We start from the raw sequence: 19,708 nt of genomic DNA on the forward strand, positions 1-19,708 counted from the left end.
ATCCACTGTATTGATCACCGCTTGGGCCAACTCCACAACGGACCCTCGAGCGCTCCCAGACCCTTGATCCTGGTTTCGCCCATGTCCTTGTAGAGTTCGTGCTCGTGTGCCGCGCCGCTGGCCCGGAGCTCCTTGAGCAGGGCCTCTGAATGCGTCACCACGATCACCTGGCTGTAGGCGCTGGCCTGGACAATCAGTCCGGCCAGCGCCGGCATCAGATCAACGTGCAGACTGGTCTCCGGTTCGTTGAGCACCATGAGTTCCGGAGGCCGCGGAGTCAGCAACGCGGCAGTCAGCAGCAGGAAACGCAGGGTTCCGTCGGAGAGCTCCGCGGCTTTCATGGGCCGGAGCATGCCGGGCTGTTTCAGTTCCACACTGAACCTGCCGTCATTGACCGCAATCTCCAGCCGGCTGCCGGGAAAAGCGTGGTGCACGGCGGCGTCCAGTTTCTGTTCGAAACCCACCTCGCGGAGGGTCTGGAGCGCGGCGGCAAGGTCCTTGCCGCTGTGGTGCAGCACGGGGGTGCGCGTACCGATCTGGGCCTGGCGGGCCGGCGCGTCCGCGTCAGTCCGGAAATGATCGTAGAAGCGCCATGAACGTACCGAGTCCCGCACCCGCAATACCTCCGGTGCGCGGTCCTGGTCCGACACCTCCGTGAGCATGCTTTGGAACGTATCCAGGCGACGCGACAGTTCGGTCCATTGGCCCTCGGCGTCACGGAGCCTTGCCAGACTTCCTTTACGGTCCACCAGCAAGGAGCCGGGCCTGGCGACCGGACCCGAGAATATCTGTTCCCGCTTGATTTCGGGGTCAAGCCCGAACGCGGAAGGCCGCGGGCGGCCGGTTTCCTGATCAAAACCAACACCGCCAGGCACTGGCATGCCAAGATCCACCAGGTAGCCGAATTCGTCCCCGGAGTAGCCCAGCTTCAAGTTCACGGACTCCCGGCGGACAGTGCCCTGGACAGGCACGTCACCCCGGCGCATGGCATCGCTGATGGTCTCCGGTCCAGCCCAGAGCGTCGATGACAAACCACCGTCCCTGGCCAGGGAGCCCACCACGTTTCCGGAGTCTCCCCCGGCGCATTCGGCCAACAACCGCAGGGAACGATACAGCGAGGACTTGCCGCTGCCATTGGCCCCGGTAACAACATCCAGGCCGTGAAGTTCGATGGCCAGGTCCCGAATGGAGCGGTAGTTGGCGATAGCCAGTGTCTTGATCATGGGCCGCTGGTCAGAGGACGGATGTCAGAGAGGGAACCCGGGTCAGAGAGGGAACCCGGGTCAGAGAGGGAACCCGGGTCACAGACGGAACCCGGGTCACAGGGGGAACTTGCCGGAAAGTTCCAAGGCGCCGGCACACATCCACGCCGCCAGGCGATCCTCCGTGCTGGGCCCTCCGTCGAGGGGACTCGTCAACCTGGGCCTGCGAACCCAGCACCCGGCCTCTTCTGCGATCAACGCGCCCGCGGCAAAGTCGTGTTCGTTCAGGCCACGCTCACCGTAGGCGTCGAACGTCCCGTCTGCCACCAGGCAAAGGTCCAAAGCTGCGGAGCCCAGGCGGCGTACATCCGCGAAGCCCTCCATGAGCCCGGCCAGACCCGCCGTCTGATCGGCCCTTGTGGCGGGATCGTAACTGAAACCGGTGGCCAGGATCAGCCCGGTCCGGCCCGGAACCGGCCCGCCCAGAACGCTGGTCTCCCCCGCCATTTCCAGGTGCGCACCCTGCCCGCGGGCTGCCGAGTACACGCGTCCCAGGGCAGGTGCGTGAACGACGCCGGCCAGCCACACGCCGTCGGAATCCGCCACGGCAACCGAGGTGGCGTAGTAGACGATGTTCCGGATGAAATTGGTGGTCCCGTCCAGGGGGTCAATGGACCAGCGGTACCCCGAAGGGCTGGCGGGACGTGTGGTCCCGTGTTCCTCCCCCGTAATGGTGTCATCGGGCCGTTCAGCCAGGATCGCCTCGCGAACAGCGTTCTCCGCCGCCACATCAAAGGCGGTGACCCAGTCGCCGGCCTCACCCTTGTTGGTGGTCTCCAGGCCGTGGCCCGCCGTACCGCTGGCCGAACGCCCGGCAAGCACGGCAGCCCCGGCGGCTGCGGCACGCTGTGCAACGGCCAGCAACTCTGTGGCGTCCGTCATTCCGTTTCAGCCTCCGCAGCCGCGGCTTCAGGCGCAGCCTCTGTAGCTTCAGGATCAGCGTCCGTCGTGGCCGGCCCGTTTGCCAGCAGCTCACGGAAACCGTCCTCATCCAGGACAGGAACGCCCAACTGCTCGGCCTTGTCCAGTTTGGTGCCGGCACTCTCACCGGCCACCAGATAGCTGGTGTTTTTGGACACGGATCCGGAGGCTTTGCCGCCGCGGATAATGATGGCTTCCTTGGCCTCATCCCGGCTGAAGTTGGGCAGGGTTCCGGTGACGACAACCGTGAGGCCCTCAAGGGTCCGCGGCATTGAAGTGTCCCGCTCATCCTCCATGCGCACTCCGGCTGCGGCCCAGCTGTCCACGATGTCGTTGTGCCAGTCCACGGCGAACCATTCCTTGAGCGCCGCCGCGATGGTCGGCCCTACGCCGTCGACGTGGGCAATCTGCTCTTCAGTGGCGCTGCGGATGGCATCCATGCTGCCAAAGGCGGTGGCCAGGGCCCGTGACGCCGTGGGGCCCACGTGCCGGATGGACAGTGCCACCAGCACGCGCCACAGTGGTTGTTTCTTGGCCTTCTCCAACTCAACGAAGAGCTTCTCCGTGGTGGCGGTGGGCTTTGACGGTGACTTGGCTGTTCCCTTGGTGAAGAAGTACGGAACGAGCTCGTACTCGCCGGTGCCCACGCCCTTGGACCGCTTTTCGCGACGGATTTTGACGTCCGCCAAGGCTTCACGGGTCAGGCTGAACAAGCCGGCTTCACTCGTCAGGGGCGGGATCTCCGGCTCCGCCGGCTGGGTGAGGGCGATGGCGGCTTCCCAGCCCAGGGCTTCGATGTCAAAGGCGCCACGGCCGGCCAGGTGGAACACACGCTCACGAAGTTGGGAAGGGCAGGACTTGGCGTTGGGGCAACGGATGTCCACGTCGCTTTCCTTGGCCGGCGCCAACGGGGTGCCACAAGACGGGCACTCAGTGGGCATCACGAATTCGCGAACCGGAGGATCCTGCTTGTCGCGCAAGGCCAGTACGGGCCCCACGATTTCCGGGATGACGTCACCGGCTTTCCGGAGGATCACGATGTCGCCGATCATCACGCCCTTGGCCTTGACCACATCCTGGTTATGCAGGGTGGCCATGCCCACCGTGGAGCCCGCCACCTTCACCGGTTCCATCAGGCCGAAGGGAGTCACGCGACCCGTGCGGCCAACGTTGACCGCAATGTCCAGGAGCTTGGTGTGCACTTCCTCCGGCGGGTACTTGTACGCTGCGGCCCACCTGGGGACGCGGGAGGTATAGCCAAGGGCGCGCTGGGTGGCGAAGTCGTCGATCTTCACCACAATGCCGTCGATCTCATGCTGGAGGTCGTGGCGGTGCGTACCGTAGTGGGCGATGAATTCAAGGACCTCCTCAAAGGAGCCGAGCACCTTGAGGTAGGGGCTGACCGGGAGCCCCCACTGTTCCAGCAACTCGTAGGTCCCGGACTGGCTCTTCGCCTCCAGTCCCTCGCGCGCACCGATGCCATGCACATACATGCTCAGGGGTCGCTTGGCTGTCTCGGCCGGGTCCTTCTGGCGCAACGAACCGGCGGCCGCGTTGCGCGGGTTGGCCAGGGGGGCTTTGCCGGCGGCCACCAGTGTTTCGTTGAACTCCGCGAACGCCTTGGAGGGAATGAACACCTCTCCACGGATTTCCACTTCCGATGGATACCCGGAGCCACTCAGTTCCCGCGGGATCTCCTTGATGGTGAGCACGTTATGGGTGATGTCCTCACCGGTAGTGCCATCGCCACGTGTGGCGGCACGGACCAGTTTGCCGTCCCGGTACAGGAGGTTGACGGCGAGTCCGTCAATCTTCAACTCCGTCAACCATGCAATGGGTGGAACGCGGTCCCCGAGTTTCGCAACGGACGCTTCGGCTTTCCGGACCCAGGCTTCAAGCTCTTCCAAGGAGAACACGTCATCCAGGCTGTACATGCGCTGCAGGTGTTCCACCGCAGCGAAGGCCGATGAGACTTCCCCACCCACTTCCTGGGTGGGGGAATCATTGGTGACCAGCTCCGGGTGGAGGGCCTCCAGCTCCTCAAGGCGGCGGTACAGTTCGTCGAACTCCGCATCGGAAACCGTGGGCGAGTCCTCCTGGTAATACGCATACCGGTACTTGCGGACGAGGTCTGCCAATTGCTCGTGCTCGTCCCGCAAGGACTCCGCGGGCGGCGTGCCCTCCCCCTCCACGGCAACAGCCGCGGAGTGGTCACCTGTGGTTTCTACCGGATTCGCAGTTTCTGGTGTGCTCACAGATCTATCTTGCCGCAAGCCATCGACATTCCAGCCCAACGGCTCCTAGCTGCGGTTTTCCGGGGGCATGGCAATCTGCAGCTTGCGGACCTTTCCACGACCCACAATGTATCCACGGCCCGGAATGAAGTCCTTGCTGATCCGGCCCAGGGAAGTGTTCAGGAGGGTGTCGCCTTCCACGTCCCCCGGGTTGAGCAGCAGACCCCGGCGTCCGGACTTGAAGGGCTGCGCCAGGGACCAGGCCTGGGACCAGGTGGACGTTTCGGACTCGCCCACCACCCATTGGTCTGCCTTGATGGCAGCGGTCACCAGACGGCCAACCCCGGATTCGGCCAGAGTATCCGTGAACTCGGTCAGGCCCTCAATGAAGATGGCCATGCTTCCCGGGTTGTCGGACGCCTTGTCCACCAGGTCGTCAATGACGTCGGAGACTTCATCGGGACCTACCAGCGACCGGCTCCAAATGTTCAGTGACGCCACCGCCGAGCGGCGCGACCCTATGTAGATAAGGTCGGTACGTGGGTTGGAGCGCCGCAAGGCGTAAGCCAGCGTAACCAGTGCAACCGTCCGGCCGGAGCCGGGAGGACCCGCCAACAGGAGCGAACCCTTGGCGGCGATGGCCGCCGAACCCAGCGTTTCGTCGTCGACACCAATAACAGGGTTGTCCAGGGCGCCGGTGGGCAGGATATCCAGATCCACGAGCTCGGGGAGGCGCTGGATCTGGGGTGCCTGTTCGAGGCCCTGGCGAACCATTGCCTGGCTCAGCTTGGCCACTTCACGGGCCTGCAGGGCCAGGTTCGAGTTGCCGCCCAGCACGGCGAGCTGGACTTCGAGCCCGTCCAACAGGCCGCGGCCTGGAGGTGAGGCAGCGTTCAGGACGTCCTTGGGGACGTCCAGGGTCATGTAGTCGTCTTCGGAGCTGAGCCGCAGCACCAGGCGCTTCTGGATGGAGGCAAGCAGCGACGCCGGAACGGAGTTGGTGCGGTCACCGCTGACGACGAGGTGGATGCCCAAGGGGCGGCCGTCCGTTGCCAGGGTCAGGAAGATATCCCAGAGCGCGGACAGGTTGCTGTACTCGTAGCCTTCCCGGAACGAGGACATACCGTCCACCAGTATGAAGATGCGCTTCTCGTCCGGGCGGTCCGCCAGTTGGCGGTATTCAACAATGGTGGAAGCCTTGACGTCGGCGAATCTCGCTGCCCGGTCATCGGCTACTTCCTTGAGCCACCGCAGGAGGCGTCCCACACGCTCGACGTCGTCACCATTGATGATCTCGCCAACGTGGGGAAGGCCGTCGAGCATCTTGAGGCCCGAGGAGCCACAGTCAATCCCGTAGACGTGCACCGGTCCGCCACGGGGCGTCACCGCCGCCGCAATCGCGATACTCCGCAACGCTGCGGACTTGCCGGATCCACCCGTTCCATAGACGGCCATGTTGCCGTCCTTGTCCGGTTCGTAGAACACCGTGGGCTGGTCCTGGTGCGCGGGGTCGTCGGCGACGCCCAACAGAAGACGCTCGTCGGTGCGCGGGTTGGGGAGCTTGGAGAAATCGTAGGTTGTGGCGAGCTCGTTGAGCCATGGTTTCCGTGGCGGGGCAATGGACAGGACGTCGGCTGCACGGATGATGTTTCCCGTCATCCGTGCGATGTCGTTCGGCCCGGCCGGTTCCTCTTCCACCTGGGCCTCCAGCGGCGGCTCCCACACCGGTCCGGACCCGAAGGCCATCTCAACGATGTCGATCCTGGGGCGCTGCGGCTTCTCGGTGGTCCAGCCACCGGCATAACCGGTCTGGAAGCCCTGGATGCGTCCCGGCCCCGTCTTCGCGGCACCACGGCCGGGAATGGACGGATCAAAGTACGCGGCCGTAGGGACGCCCAGAATGTCCACGGCGTCCACTTCGTCAGCCATGCGCAGCGCAACACGGAGGTTGGTGTTGGCACGCAGGTTGTCCTTGATGACACCGGCAGGGCGCTGCGTTGCAAGGATGAGGTGCAGGCCCAGGGAACGTCCGCGGGCCGCCACATCCACGACCCCGTCAACGAACTCGGGGACTTCGGTGGCAAGGGCCGCGAACTCATCCACAATAATGATCAGGTACGGCGGGGCCTCCGGATCGGCCTCGCGCTGCAGCGCCAGGAGGTCCTTGGCTTTCTTGCGGTTCAGGAGGCGTTCCCGGTAATGCAGTTCGGCCCGCAAGGAAGTCAGTGCCCGGCGTACCAGGTGGGGGGACAAATCGGTGACCAGGCCCACAGTGTGGGGCAGGTGCAGGCAGTCGGCGAAGGCCGCACCGCCCTTGTAGTCCACGAAGAGGAAGCTGACACGGTCGGGGCTGTAGGCGGCCGCCATGCCCATCACCCAGGACTGCAGGAACTCTGACTTGCCGGCACCGGTGGTGCCGCCCACCAGCGCGTGCGGGCCCTCGTTCTTCAGGTCGAGATAGAACGGCTCCACGCCCTTGGAGCCAACCAACGCCCGGAGGCTTCCGTTGTCCTTGCGGTTGGGAACTGCCGTGGCGTGCACTGAGTTGTTTTCCTGCCAGCGCTCGGCCACGGCCTGCGGGTTGTCCATAAGCTCCTTGCCGATCAACGTGGCGTAGGAGACAGCACGCGGAAGGTCGGAGTCGTCCTCGAGGGGGTTGCCAACGTCCACCAACGGCGACATCATGCGCGCCAGTTGCGTGGCGAGGTCGGCGTCAAGGCTTTCACAGCTCACCGGATAGGTGTGCCTGCCCAGGCGGACCTGGCCCGTGGTGGTGCCGTGGTCGCCGTCGACCGAGAGGAAGTCGCGGCACGCCGCCGGAAGTGACTGCACATTGGCCGCCACCCACATGACGTGCACGCCGTAGTCCGGCCCCCGTTCAACCAGCCTGGTCAGGCGGCCGCGGTCCACGGGAGCGTCGTCCTCCACGATCACCAGCACGGCCGGCACCACAGGGGACGGGATTTCCTGGTGCTCGTCCTTAAGTCCCGGACGCGGCTGGGGGCCGGGTTCCTTGGACAAGGACTCGCGCTCTTCCACGAGGTTTTCCAGGCGGGACAACAGGGCGGCGCCCGCACCCGGACCCGCTGCAAGGTGGTCACCCGACAAGGGGCTGTGACCTGAACCGACATGCGGCAGCCACTGCAACCAATCCCAGCGTTCGCGCGAACGCGGCGACGTAAGGGCAGTCAGGACCACCTCGGCGGGCGAATGGAGGGCCACCAGTTGGAGCACCATGCCCCGGGCCACGTCATCGACCACGCTGCGGTCCCCCGCAACACCGAAGGAGCCGGAGGTGCGCAGCTGCGACACGATCGGCACGCCCTCAATCACGCGCACCTGCTGCAGGCACTCCTGGATTTCGCGCATGTACTGCGGCTCTGTCTCATTGGCGGCAGGCTCATCGAAGGGAATGCGTGAAGGCGCGGAACCCAAACCAAAACGTACCCCCAGGAAGTGCTGGTGCTCGGGACGGTTGGTCCACAGCAGGGGTCCAAGCTTGTAGATCGCGTCCACGGTGTCGCTCACCGATGGCGCTTCCTGAAGCCGGACGGCACGCTCGATGTTCTGCTGCTTGTCGATGTCCTCGCGGAAAGCCAGCATGGCGGCCTTGAACTGCTTGTGGCCTTCTTTCGCCTGCCGCTTGCTCTGCATCTTGTGATCCACATAATGGCCCACAATGAACAGCGGCATCATCGCCATGAAGAGGACGGAGAGGAGGTTCTGGGTCACCGCGAAGAGCACACCGCCCATCAACAGCGGTGCAACCAGCATGATGTAAGGGAACGGTTGGTGTTCAGGCCGTTTCGGGCCAGCCGGCGGGACCCGCTTGGGCGATTCAAAGCGCGGCAGCACCCGTGGCGAACGGTTGAAATCCACCAGTGGCGAGGACGGCCCGCCACCATGGTTCCGGGAGAGGGACACGACGCCCACCGTTGTGTCGCCCAGGGTCACGGTGTCCGATGATTCCAGCGTTGCCCGCGTTACCGGCAGGCCGTCCATGAGGAGGCCGTTGGCGGAGTTTGTATCCACGATCTCCACCGTCTCCCCCACCGTGATGCGCGCGTGGCGCTTGGAGGTGAGCGGGTCGGAGAGCCGGATGTCGGCGTCCCGGTCCCGGCCGATGTAGCTGGTGCCGAACGGCAGCGAAAATTCCCGGCCGACGTCGGGCCCTGACATGACACGCAACGTCGCTGCGGCGGGTCCCCTGTTGCTGCCGTGGCCGTTGGTGGCGAATTCCTCACTGACGTGCGCCAGCGACACCTTGGAGCCCGGACGAAGGCCCGACTCCAAAAGGTTCTCCGTGGGCCGGAGGACATGGCCGGACAAACCACCGCCGACGAACGCTTCGTCCACGCTGATGGACAGGTTCGACGGCGGTTCGGTCCCCTTGCGTGCGGGGTCGGCAGCCCACAGCTCGGTGGCGATATCGGCCACGGTGGCGCGGCCGTCCACCGTTACGGCGAGGTCCTTTGCTTCCGCAGGGTCACGCCGCAATGTCAGGCGGAACTTCATCCTTCGTCGACTCCACTCATTTTTTCCAGAAGATGCAGGTCAGCCGGCGTTACCAAATGGGACGTCACGGCATGCTCCACCAGGCGCGCCCGGCGGTTGGTGGCAAGTTTTCCGGCTCCGCCGCGGAGGCCTACGACGCCAACGCGGTCCAGCTTGTCGCATACGTTGTCCAGCTTGCGGTTGAAACGGGTCAGGGCCCAGCCCAGGCGTTTGGCGGCCTCTGCGGAGGATGGAATGGCGCTGAAGCCGGTGCCTTCCCGGCGGAGCATCGGCTCGGCAAGGGCCACGATCAGGGCTTTCTGTGAATCCGTGAAGACCACAGGGCCGATGGTGGTGTCGCCGGCTTGGTCTTCTTCGCGTGCCTCATGCCGGAAAGACGGGGTCTTCAGGTGCACCGCGAACTCGTAGGTGGTGGGGCCGGCGGTGAAAATGACGTTGGTGTGGCTGAAGACCAACGGGATCCTGGCCCCCGGTGCCAGCCATGCCTGCATGCCGCCGGAGCCGTCCGCAATCGTGGCGGACAGCATGCTGCCGACGTTGCTCAGCCACCATATTCCGTCGTAACGGGCAATCTGCAGGAAGCGGCGGTGCAGGTACGGGTTGTCGTCGACTTCAAGGTCGCCTTCACGGCCAATGTCAAAGACGTCCTCGTCGGATGGTTCGTACCATTCCCCACAGAAATCTACTGCTAGATCCCCCATGATCTGTGCCTCCTCAGTCGGCGGTGGATAAATTGTCATGTGCCGGCTATCCGTCCAGGCAGGCGATGGAGTCAGGGCCTTCCGGCGATGCATTTCCATCCGCCCGGACGATGATCACCTGGAGGCAGATGGGCGGCTCTTCCAAACCGGACACGAAGGCTTTCTCGATCCGTGTGGTTTGGTAGGCGCCGTCTGCCTTGGCCGACTTGGTACGCCATTTGTAGCTGTCGCCTTCTTTGGGCTGCGGGTTTTTCCAGGAGAACACAATGATGTTCGGATCCGTGGTATCCCGGGTCGCGGCAAGCTCCTGCACGTCCGGGACGCTGCCGTTGTCGAGTGGATCCGCGGGCGGCTTGCTGACACTTTCACTTGGCGCGACCTTGGGCTGGGCCTGGGCTCCGAGGACCACTCCGACGACGACCGCGACTACCAGCACCGCTGCGCCGGTGGCGGCGAGCCACAGGTTGCGTTTGCTGTGGTCTGTTGCTGGTGCCTCATCGCCGCTGTCCTGGGACACCTGCGACGCAGCGCGGCTGACGGTCTGGTCAACGTTGTCCTGCGTGCCGGAAGGCTGCCAGCCGCGAAGGACCGTGGACTCCGCAGAATCGGGTTCGGCCATGGCGGGCGGGGGCGTGTGGAACCGCGGTGGCGCCGTCTGCTGGGCAGCAGCTGCTGCTTGCGGGGAAAGCCCCTGGGCCGGCGTCGGCTGTGCTGCCGGCCGCTGGGCTGTCTGGGACGTGTTGTTGCCGGGAACAGTGGAAGGGAACGTCCGTGCCGGGAAAGTGGGCGCCGAACCCGTCGTGGCCGTGCCGGAGGCGTCGGGGTCGATCGAGGCAATGCTCCGGACCCGGGTTTCCTCCACGTTGTCATCCGGATGCTGTTCGTCTCCGTGGCCAGGTTCCTCGAGCACCTCGAAGGGTGTCACGGACAGGTTCAGCTCGGTCTGGATCCGTTGCAGCGCCAAAGCAAAGGCGTGAGCTGAGGAGTACCGGGAGCCCGGGGACTTAGCCATGGCTGTGGCCAGGACAAGTTCCAACGACTCCGGGACGTCGGCGCGGCCGAGCCTGGGAAGGGGCGCGTTGGTGATGCGCGAAATCAGTTCCCGCTGTGAGTTGTCCTGTCCCGGGAGCACGAAGGGTGATCGTCCCGCCAGCAGCGTGTAGAGCGTTGCTCCCAGGGCCCAGATGTCCACGGGAACGCCCTCCACGGCGCCACCCCGGAACTGCTCGGGCGGCGACCACGGGATGGACATGCCGGCGTCGTCCTCGGTATCGGCACCGATGGTGCCGGAGATGCCGAAGTCCGTGAGGGCCGGACGGTTGTAGTCGGTGACCAGGATGTTGGCGGGCTTGATGTCACGGTGCACGATCCCGGCCCGGTGGGCGGTCTCGACGGCGGACGCCACCTGGATGCCCACGGCAAGGACCTCGTCCACGCTGAAGCGCTGACGCCGGTAGCGGACGTCAAGGCTCGGCCGGGAGCAGTACTCCATGGCCAGGTAGGAGTGGCCGCCTTCGGTGATCTCCGCTTCGAAAATCGTCACGATGTAGGGGTGCGAGGACAGCTGCGCCATCAGGTTTGCCTCGGACTCGAAGCGGCGGCGTGCTCCTTCGGTCTTCAGATCCGACAGCAGCACTTTAACCGCTACCTTTCGGCGCGGCCGGTCCTGCTCGTAAAGGTAGACATCGGAAAAGCCACCGGAGCCAAGCAAGCTGATGTACGTGAACCCCGGGATGGGTGGAGGCGGCGCTGGGGGCCTCTTGGAACTCAAAGAATCTCCTCGAAACGCAATGAAATGTCGTCGCCGAGTTCGGCGATATCGCCATCAAGCAGGATGGCCATCTCGTTCTGGGCAAGCCGTCGGGGCGCTTGGCCCTCGCGGATGAGCACGGTGCCGTTGGTCGCCTTCAGGTCGCACAGCATCACGTGCCAGCCTTCAAGCCGGACCTCGACATGGGATCGGGAGATGTCCCCGCCGGGACTCTCCACCTGGACCAGGCGTGGCATGGTGCCGCCCTGGACCCGGGAAACCGAAGGCTGCCGGCCGATGATGAGCGACTGGTCCAGGTCAATCAGTTCTCCGGTGGAAAGCCGCATGCGTCCCAGGCGTGGGCGCGGGACGTGGACGGCGTCCCCGGAGATGGCAACTCCACACACCGAACACAGCGGATAGGTGGGCGGGTTGGCATGTCCCTGGGAGCAGACCCTGGCCAGCACGCTGGGGCCGTTGACGGCTGGCGTAGCGCCTGGGGTGGCGGCAGCGTCCACGTCGTCGGCCGGGGGCAGGCTGCTCTTCATGATCGTCTGGCCGTCGTGGTCCGAGTCCTCGTCAACGGGACTGCTGGAGGGCGCGGGTGCCCATGCTGCAGGCACTTGTGGGGCTGGGGCGGCCAACGGTGACGGCGCCGAGCTCCGCAGCCACGGCACCGAATCAATCAGGCCACCGGCCGGCGCAGCGCTGGCGGATTGACCGGCCGGAGGCGCACTTGGCTGCATGGGCGGAATCACCAGCGGTTGAGGGGCCAGCGCTTCAGGGCCGGTTGGTTCCGCGCCCGTTGGTTCCGGGCCGGTCGCTTCAGGGCCGGTGGCTTCCGTCTCCGACGGCGGTTGCGGAGCCGACGGCGGCTGCGGGCCAAGTGCCTGGCCTGCGGGAGTGTCGTGGTCATCGGAATCGCTCTGCAGCCGGACTGCGGCGTCTTCTATGGTGCGCATGACGGTCTTGTCCCACAAATGGTCATAGTTCGTGGTGTTTTCCAGCGAGTGACTCACGGGATCAGTCGTGCTGGTGTGGACCGGGACGTCCGAGGCGTCCACGGAGCCGTCTTCGCCGTTCCGGTCCGGGGCCGGGGGCCCGTCGTCGCCGGGACGGGCGTCAGCTTCACCCTTTTCGGCTTCGCCGTGCTCGGGTTCATCAGGAACGGACCCAAGAGAAGCGGAACCAGCAGGGCCTTCGAGTCCGGCGGCAGCGGGCTCCTCAAGGGGGTGCTCCCCGTTCGCAGGCTCCGGTCCGGCGTGCACAGTGTCTCCGTGGCCAGTGTCCTGCACAGGCTTCGCGTGAGGTGCGGCAGGGACCGGCTCGTCGATGGCGTGGGCTTGTCCTGGCGCGATCGTCAGGCCGAGGTCGGCCTCCTGGTAGCCGATCATGGTTTCATCGGACACAGCTGCGAGGTTCGCCCGCGGCACCACGTGTGCGTCCTGCTCAAGACGGACTTCCGGCACGAGCTGGGCTTCCGGCACGGGACCCGCCGCTGCAGGGGCCGAACCGGCAGCTTCCAGGGACGCCAGCAGCACCACCCCGTCCTTGACGGGAAGGGTATCCAAAAGGGGCCGGTCGATTCCTTCGGCAGCCGGCGCACCGATGTAAACGTTGAAAGAGGTGGCACCGACAATACGGCGTTCCGTCCAGGTGGTGACGTCACGGCCGGTGAGATGCTCCTGGCGCCCGTCCAGGTGCACTGCCAATTCGAGGTCGCCCCGGAGGAACACCCTGAGCGCGTCCTTCGAATCAATGATGCCGAACGGTGGGATCCGGCTGAGGGAAACACCGAAAGCCCCGGTTACCTCGTTCAGGACTTCATGGGCCTCGGGTGAAGACTCCAGCAACCCCCAGACAGCATCGATCAAGGCGTGGGGTGTCTCCGGACCAAGAAGGACAATGGTTCCATTGCGAACAACGCCAAACCACTCACCCTGCTGATATCGCGTGTGGGAGAGGAGATTACTGCTTGCCATCGCTGCCTTCCTCTTGGTCGGTTTGGTCGGTGCCGTTCACCCAGGCTTTGGGAAGGGTGTCCTCCTCAACCTCTGACCCGACTTCGGGGCGGGGCGCCGTAATGGCGATACCGGCGTCGTTCAGTACGTTCTTGGCGTCAACCACAATCACGGTGACGTTGTCCCGGCCACCGCTCCGCAGCGCAGCCTGGATGAGCGCGTCAACCGCGTCCTGCGGGTGGGCGACGGTGCTGAGGATGCGAAACATGTGGTCGTCGCCGAGTTCGCCGTTGAGTCCGTCCGAGCAGACCATGATCCGGTCGCCCTCCTGGATGGGAAGCAGCCAGAAGTCGGCCTCCGTCTCATCGCCGGTGCCCAACGCGCGGGTCACAACGTGGCGGCGTGGGTGAACGGCCGCCTGCTCGGAGGTGATGTCGCCCGAATCCACAAGTTCCTGAACTTCCGAGTGGTCCACGCTGACCTGGGCGAACTCGCCTTGGCTGAGGCGGTAGGTACGGGAATCACCGATATTCATGACCAGCCAGTACGGCAGGCCCATCTGCTCCACCACAACCACACCGGAAAGCGTGGTTCCGGCGCGGGCACCCGTTGCGTCGCGGATGGCGGCGTCGGCCTTCAACAGGCACGCCTGCAGATCCGCCGCTGACGCCGTACGAACCCCGGAGGCCAACTCGGGGGCGCCGCCCAAGGTGCGTACGCACATGCCGCTGGCTATCTCGCCTGCCTCGTGTCCGCCCATGCCATCGGCGACGGCGAAGACCGGGTCCGCCGCGATGAACGAGTCCTCGTTCAGTTCGCGACGAAGTCCGCGGTCCGTTCCGTAGCCGTAACTAAGACGGAAAGAGGTACCGCCTGCGGCTGGGCCGGCGTCGGCGTTGGCAGGAGTGGCCGGCTGTGAATTCATGCTTGTCCTAGGTGGAAGGAGCGGTCCCCGAAGTGAACTGTTGAACCGGGACGGACGAAGACTGCTTCGCCCGGTTGGAGCCTGGTCTGCAGGCCGTCAGGGGTGGTGACGGCACTGCCGTTGGTTGAATTGCGGTCCGTTACCCACACGCCATCGCCGTCCACCCGGAGATGAAGATGCGTTTTGGAGATGGACCTGCCGGGATCGGATACCGGCAGGAGCTGCTCAACATTCTCCCCGGGCTGGGCAGCAGGATTGCGGCCCAGCAGGACGGTTCCGCCAAGCTGGACATCCTGGCCGTCATCCACCCTTATCCTCAGGACCGCTTGGGCGCGGGCTGTGCCGGGTCGCATCTGGGTCCGTTCGACGTCGTCGTCGGGGTGGGCGGCCGCAGCCGGCTGCGGAGCGACCGGAGCGACCTGGGGTGCGGAGGACTGCTGTGGTGCAAGCTGCACCTGGGGAGTGACAGGAACCTGGCGGGGCGGGGTGGGTGGCCGCCACTGGTTGGGATCATGCGAAGGCTGCACGGCAGGAGCAACGGGCGACGCCGGAGCGGCCTGTGCGGCCGGGGTCGCCTGGGTGGGGATCACCTGCGCCGGGGCGGGCGCCCGCCCGGACGGCACCGGGGAAGCAACCGGTTGGACCGGTGGAAGGTCCATGGGAGCGAAGCTGTAGGGACCTTGGATGCCGCCGGAGGTCACCGGATTCCGACCGGCGTTGACATCGAACACCAACGACTTTGCCGCTTTGTCATGCCAGCCGCGCAATTTGCCGTTGTTGTCCCAGGCGTTGGAGACCACCACCAGGATGGCCCACACAACTCCGAGCACCATCAGCGGGAGCGCGATCCACACAACCAGGCCCAGCAGGCCCAATGCCGACAGGATGACAGCAGCCAGGGACCCCACAACAAGGAGGCCACCGGTAACGATGCCGCGGACGAAGACCGCTCCAGCACCCGGGGCGTAACCGTCCGCGTCAGCGCTGCGGATGCCCATGAGCTGGTTGCCGATGGTGTTGCCCGACTTGGCCTCGAGCGCCAGCAGAACGAAGGTGTAGACAACGGTCACTGCGAGGCCGATGCTGCCAAGAAGAACAAGCAGGCCGGTGTCGTAGACGATGAAGCCGTTCCGGCGCGTCTGGGTGATGCCGGCGATGCCGATGGCAAACGTTGTGGCCAGGACGGCCACCGGACCCAACCAGTCCAAGGCTGCCGCGCCCAGCCGCTTTCCGGCAGAAGCGGGCACGAGGTCAAGCTTGGTGGTCATTGTGGTCCCTCCCCCTGGCCCCTGCATTCTGTCCGGTTCGGCACTTGTCCCCGGATGCACCGGCAATAGTGGCGCCGACACTACGGAGATACTACCGGGATCGGCCACACCCTGCCGGGCGGCGGACTCCAGGGCCGCCCTTTGGGCATGGTTGATGTTGCCTTCCTTGCGGGCGCCCCGGTTGTTCAGCGGCGATCCGCATTGGTTGCAGAAAGCAGCCCCGGGACGGACAGCGTGACGGCAGGCCGGGCAAAGTTCAGCGTCACTGCTCATCCGTGGTGTCCTTTGTGAAGGGCAGCTTCAAACGCCGCTCGCCGGGATCGGAAGGGGCTTGTTTGCGACGCCGTAGGGCCGCCCTGCCGTCAGACAACAACGACCGCGGCGAGAACCGCGCTTGCTGCCGCTTCCAGAAACCAACGCTTCCGGTGATATCGGTCAGGGACGAGTCGACGATCTCCCAGTACTCCTTGACTTCCGTCTCGCTCGGCTGCCCGGCACCGAACACTGCGGCGTCGGCGCGGTGGGCAAGCATGGTGGTGGTGTTGCCGGCCGTCGGGAACGCATCGGCGATCACCGAGGCAGACTCGCGCCTGGTGGACTTGGTATCGATCGATGCCCCCATATCGGTGACCAGGCTCAAAACCTCGCTCCATCCTGCGCCAACCCGCTGGGCGGGGTGGCCATCACGGAAACGTGCCTTCCGGCGTCGTGACTTCAACAGGAGAATCAACAGCAACGGGATGGCCAGGATACCCAAGGGAATCAGGGCAACACCGATCGCGGCCAGCAGGGGTCCCCAGAAGAGCCAGGGGTTGTTCTTCTTCTCGTCGGCGTCCAAGGCGTCGGGCGTGGAGTCCGGTGGCAGATCCGCGGGCTCCTGCGGCGGCGGTGGCGGCTGCAGCACCTGCGGCTTCGGCTTTGACTTGTTCTGCGGGTCCGGCGGAATGGGCACGTTGTCCTTGGGCGGGGTGGGATCGAAGGAAACCCAGCCGACACGGTCAAACGCCACCTCTACCCAGGCGTGGACATCCTTGCCCGTGATCTTGACGTCGCCCGCACCGTTTTCAGGGCTCTTGGGATCCGGATAGAACCCCATGACGACGCGCGAGGGAATGCCCAAATGGCGGAGCATGAGTGACATGGATACTGCGTACTGCTCGTCGTCGCCCAGCATCTGCTTGGCGGAGAGCATGTTGCGGATGCGGGCCGCGCTGTGCCCCGGAAGGCTGGGCAGCTGTCCCTCTGCCACCAGGCCGTTGCTGAAGGCACCGCTCTTCTGGAAGTGGGCCTCGATCTGCCGGACACGGTCGATCGCGGTGGGTGCATCCGCTGACAACTCGTTCGCCTGCGAGGCCACGATCGGTGGAACTTCCTCAGCGTCGGGCAGCGTGAGCTTCGCGAAGTCGTACTGGGTGAGCTGTCCGTGCTCCAAGGTGCCGGGATCGGAAACCTGGACAGTGTAGTTCTCGCCCTTTCCCAGCCCCTTGGTGGTCACCGCGGTGTCAGTACCCGCGTTGAAGTAGAGACCCGACGCCGCACCCGAGGTGTCCGCGAAGCTCATCCCGGTAGTGTGGCGGCCGCCCGGGACAAAGTAACCCTGGTAGTCCTCCACCGTGATGTCCAGCGTGTAGTTGGTACCTTCCACCGGGCTGCCGGAATCTGCCAGCGTGTTCAACGACTTGGCATCGCCAACCTTGCTGAAGTTGCCGGAACTGTTCGGATCCATGGTGTAGTTCAGGCCGTTGAACGCATCCAGCGCCGCAAGCCGGACGCGGGCGTCCTTGGGCAGGCCCTTGACGGTAAAGAGAGTGGTGTCTTTTTCGTCCTTGACGAAGTTCCGGAAACTCGCCAGTGGAGTGATGTAGTCCCGGGGGTCGAACGGCGGGACGATAGTGTTTCGCAGCACCTTGCGGTCGTCGCTGGCGGTCACCAAGGGTGAAGCGATGGCTGTGACGCCCACAGCCACGGCGATGACTGCGGCTGCAGTCCCCAGGCGGCGGAGCTGGCCGCGGCGGGCCGCACCGGCGTCGGAATCCGGCCTGTTCGCCGAGACGGTCCGGGTGCTGCGCTGGCGGAGGACATCGCGGCGGAACGTTGCCCAGACGATCGAAACGATGGTCAAGGAAACGCCACGCTCCACGTTCAGGAAGCCCGAGCTGGTGCTGAAGGCGATACCGGTGACGAACAGGACCAGCACCGGCAGCAAAGGCCAATAGGGGCTTTTCAGCCGCCAGGTCAGAAGCCCTGCGGCCAGGGCCGTCAGCAGCGAACTCAGGAAAGGCACGATCAACGTGCCGTTGGCTGTTCCGACCGGAACACCGACCGTGAGCATGTCCTTCCAGGAAAACACGATGCCCAGCAGCAGCGTCCGCAGGGAATCGAAGCCCGGCAGGAAACCGAGCACCGCCGAATCCGGCACGGCGAGCGCCGAACCGAACAACATGTAGGCGCCAAAGGCCAGGGCTGTGGTGATGAGCAGACCGAGCCGGAGGTGGGCATTCAGGACGGCAATGCCGAGTCCGAGGATTACCCCGCCCATCCCTGCAACGAGGAAACGTGCGTCCCCGCCGAAGCTCAGGGTGAAACCAAGAACGCCCAGGAACAGCAGCACTACCAGGGCGCCGCAGTCCACGAAGAAGTGCCACAGTGGCCGGTCGTCAGCAAAGACTGAAACCCCGGCGGCACGTTTCCTCACCCGGGCACCGGACTTCACAGACTTGTCCGCACGCGGACGGACGCGGAGGTTGGGTGCGGTGCTCATGCGGCCGCCTTTCGAAGGACAATGGCGAGATCGTCAAGGTCGCCTACTGTGAGGACTGTCAGGTCCGCGATGTTGGCCCTCGACGGCGCGGCGCCGGGTTGGACGCGGACGGCAAGGCTGCGGACTCCCGGCGGGACGGACGCTGACGCCGAACGCAACTGCGTCGCCGTGACATGGCTGCCCACTACGAAGAAGACCACGGAAGCATTGGGGACTGTGTCCGAGAGCGTCCGGGCGAGGTCGACGGCGGTCTTGCGCATGGGTGCCCCGACGATCCGTGTCATGTCGTCCAGCAGGTTGCGGCCGGTTTCACAGCGAAGCGGCCCCTTCTGGGTCAGGACGTCCAAGTCGCGCTGTTCACTGATGGCTTGGCGGCCAATGGAGGCCGCCACCGAGATTGCCATCTCAAATTCCGCTTCGGAATCGTACTCATCGGTGTTGATGGACAGTGCAATGGCCAGGTGCGCCCGACGCGTCTCCTCGAACTGGCGGACCATGAGCTTGTTGGTGCGGGCCGTTGTCTTCCAGTGGATGTGTCTGCGGTCATCGCCGGGAACATAGTCACGCAGGGCGTGGAACGATACGTCGGCACTGGAAAGTTCCGTGGTGGGCATGCCCTCGAGGTCGCGGATGAAGCCGGCTGCGGAACCGCCGAGCGCCACCGTCCTCGGGTGCACGAACAGGTCAACGGGTTCGGTCCAGAGTACGCGGCGGCGCAGCAAGTGGAGAGGGTCGGCGCGTACAGAGCGCACCGGTCCGACGACGATGACTGCCCGGCGTGCCGTGGGAATGGTGAACAGGTCCTCATGCACCTGGGCAGGCTTCATGCGCGGCAGGTGGAAAACTGCCGTGTTGGCACCAACTGGCAACTCGAGCGCGGCAGGCAGCAAAGGGCGTGTCGAAACGTTGGAGACCGCGATGCTTCCCACTGCGTCATCTCCCACCGCCACGCGGGTGCGTGCGAGGTCCAGAACCACGCCATACGCCGAGCGCCCCACGATGAAGCCAACCGCCAGCACGAAGAGGAGGAAAGCCACCATGGCCGCAGACTTGGCTTCCTGCCAGCCCCAGGCCTGGCCCGCCCACCAAAGCCCGATAGCCGCAGCGAGGACCACCCAGCCGAGCAGGCTGACAACGGACAGTACCGGCCAGACGAAGCGCAGCCACAGGGCGCGGACTTTCTCCCACGCCGGCGCAAGGAACTCCCCTGCCGTGCCGACAGCCTCGGCCCACACAGCGGCGGGATGCAATTTCCTGGTTTTTCCGGACTTTTTGGGGTTTCCCGGGCGATTGCCCGCTTCTTTACCGGAGCCACGCAGGGTGCGTATTGTGCCGCCAACTGATGATGTGGCGCGCTTAAGCGACTCAGCAGCCCTGCTCAGGGGTTTGCTGGAGGACATGTAGGGGCCT

General features: G+C 65.1%; 11 protein-coding genes. All 11 read right to left on the reverse strand.

All coding sequences use genetic code 11. The annotated features are described in order from the left end of the window. Positions 1–14: 14 nt before the first annotated feature. Positions 15–1,223, reverse strand: coding sequence for an AAA family ATPase (locus IEY62_RS05685; RefSeq protein ID WP_189014830.1), 1,209 nt, complete (start codon positions 1,221–1,223; stop codon positions 15–17). A 96-nt stretch (positions 1,224–1,319) separates the two neighbouring features. Continuing rightward, on the reverse strand, positions 1,320–2,144 hold the full coding sequence (locus IEY62_RS05690; RefSeq protein WP_189014831.1) for an inositol monophosphatase family protein: 825 nt from the start codon (positions 2,142–2,144) through the stop codon (positions 1,320–1,322). Next, positions 2,141–4,438, reverse strand: a complete 2,298-nt coding sequence (gene ligA / locus IEY62_RS05695) for an NAD-dependent DNA ligase LigA (RefSeq protein ID WP_189014832.1) — start codon at positions 4,436–4,438, stop codon at positions 2,141–2,143. Before ligA ends, IEY62_RS05690 begins: the two co-directional genes overlap by 4 nt. A gap of 45 nt (positions 4,439–4,483) precedes the next feature. Next, a complete protein-coding gene (locus tag IEY62_RS05700) occupies positions 4,484–8,932 on the reverse strand; it encodes an FtsK/SpoIIIE domain-containing protein (RefSeq protein WP_189014833.1) in 4,449 nt (1,482 codons plus the stop codon). Continuing rightward, positions 8,929–9,633 carry a hypothetical protein gene (locus IEY62_RS05705; RefSeq protein ID WP_189014834.1) on the reverse strand — a complete coding sequence of 235 codons (705 nt, stop codon included), beginning with the start codon at positions 9,631–9,633 and terminating at the stop codon, positions 8,929–8,931. The genes IEY62_RS05700 and IEY62_RS05705 overlap by 4 nt, the downstream gene beginning before the upstream one ends. 46 nt (positions 9,634–9,679) lie before the next feature. Then, positions 9,680–11,404, reverse strand: a complete 1,725-nt coding sequence (locus IEY62_RS05710; RefSeq protein ID WP_189014835.1) for a serine/threonine-protein kinase — start codon at positions 11,402–11,404, stop codon at positions 9,680–9,682. Next, a complete protein-coding gene (locus IEY62_RS05715; protein WP_189014836.1) occupies positions 11,401–13,365 on the reverse strand; it encodes a hypothetical protein in 1,965 nt (654 codons plus the stop codon). Before IEY62_RS05715 ends, IEY62_RS05710 begins: the two co-directional genes overlap by 4 nt. Beyond that, complete coding sequence (locus tag IEY62_RS05720) at positions 13,352–14,269, reverse strand: PP2C family protein-serine/threonine phosphatase (RefSeq protein ID WP_189014838.1); 918 nt, start codon at positions 14,267–14,269, stop codon at positions 13,352–13,354. Before IEY62_RS05720 ends, IEY62_RS05715 begins: the two co-directional genes overlap by 14 nt. After that, positions 14,266–15,810, reverse strand: coding sequence for an RDD family protein (locus IEY62_RS05725; RefSeq protein ID WP_189014840.1), 1,545 nt, complete (start codon positions 15,808–15,810; stop codon positions 14,266–14,268). Before IEY62_RS05725 ends, IEY62_RS05720 begins: the two co-directional genes overlap by 4 nt. Further along, complete coding sequence (locus IEY62_RS05730) at positions 15,800–18,298, reverse strand: transglutaminase-like domain-containing protein (protein ID WP_189014842.1); 2,499 nt, start codon at positions 18,296–18,298, stop codon at positions 15,800–15,802. The genes IEY62_RS05725 and IEY62_RS05730 overlap by 11 nt, the downstream gene beginning before the upstream one ends. Beyond that, the gene (locus IEY62_RS05735) at positions 18,295–19,698 is read right to left on the reverse strand and encodes a DUF58 domain-containing protein (RefSeq protein ID WP_189014844.1); all 1,404 of its coding nucleotides are present in this window, start codon (positions 19,696–19,698) and stop codon (positions 18,295–18,297) included. Before IEY62_RS05735 ends, IEY62_RS05730 begins: the two co-directional genes overlap by 4 nt. Positions 19,699–19,708 lie beyond the last annotated feature (10 nt).

Origin of the sequence: Paenarthrobacter histidinolovorans (assembly GCF_014647595.1) — a bacterium.
Taxonomy (GTDB): domain Bacteria; phylum Actinomycetota; class Actinomycetes; order Actinomycetales; family Micrococcaceae; genus Arthrobacter; species Arthrobacter histidinolovorans.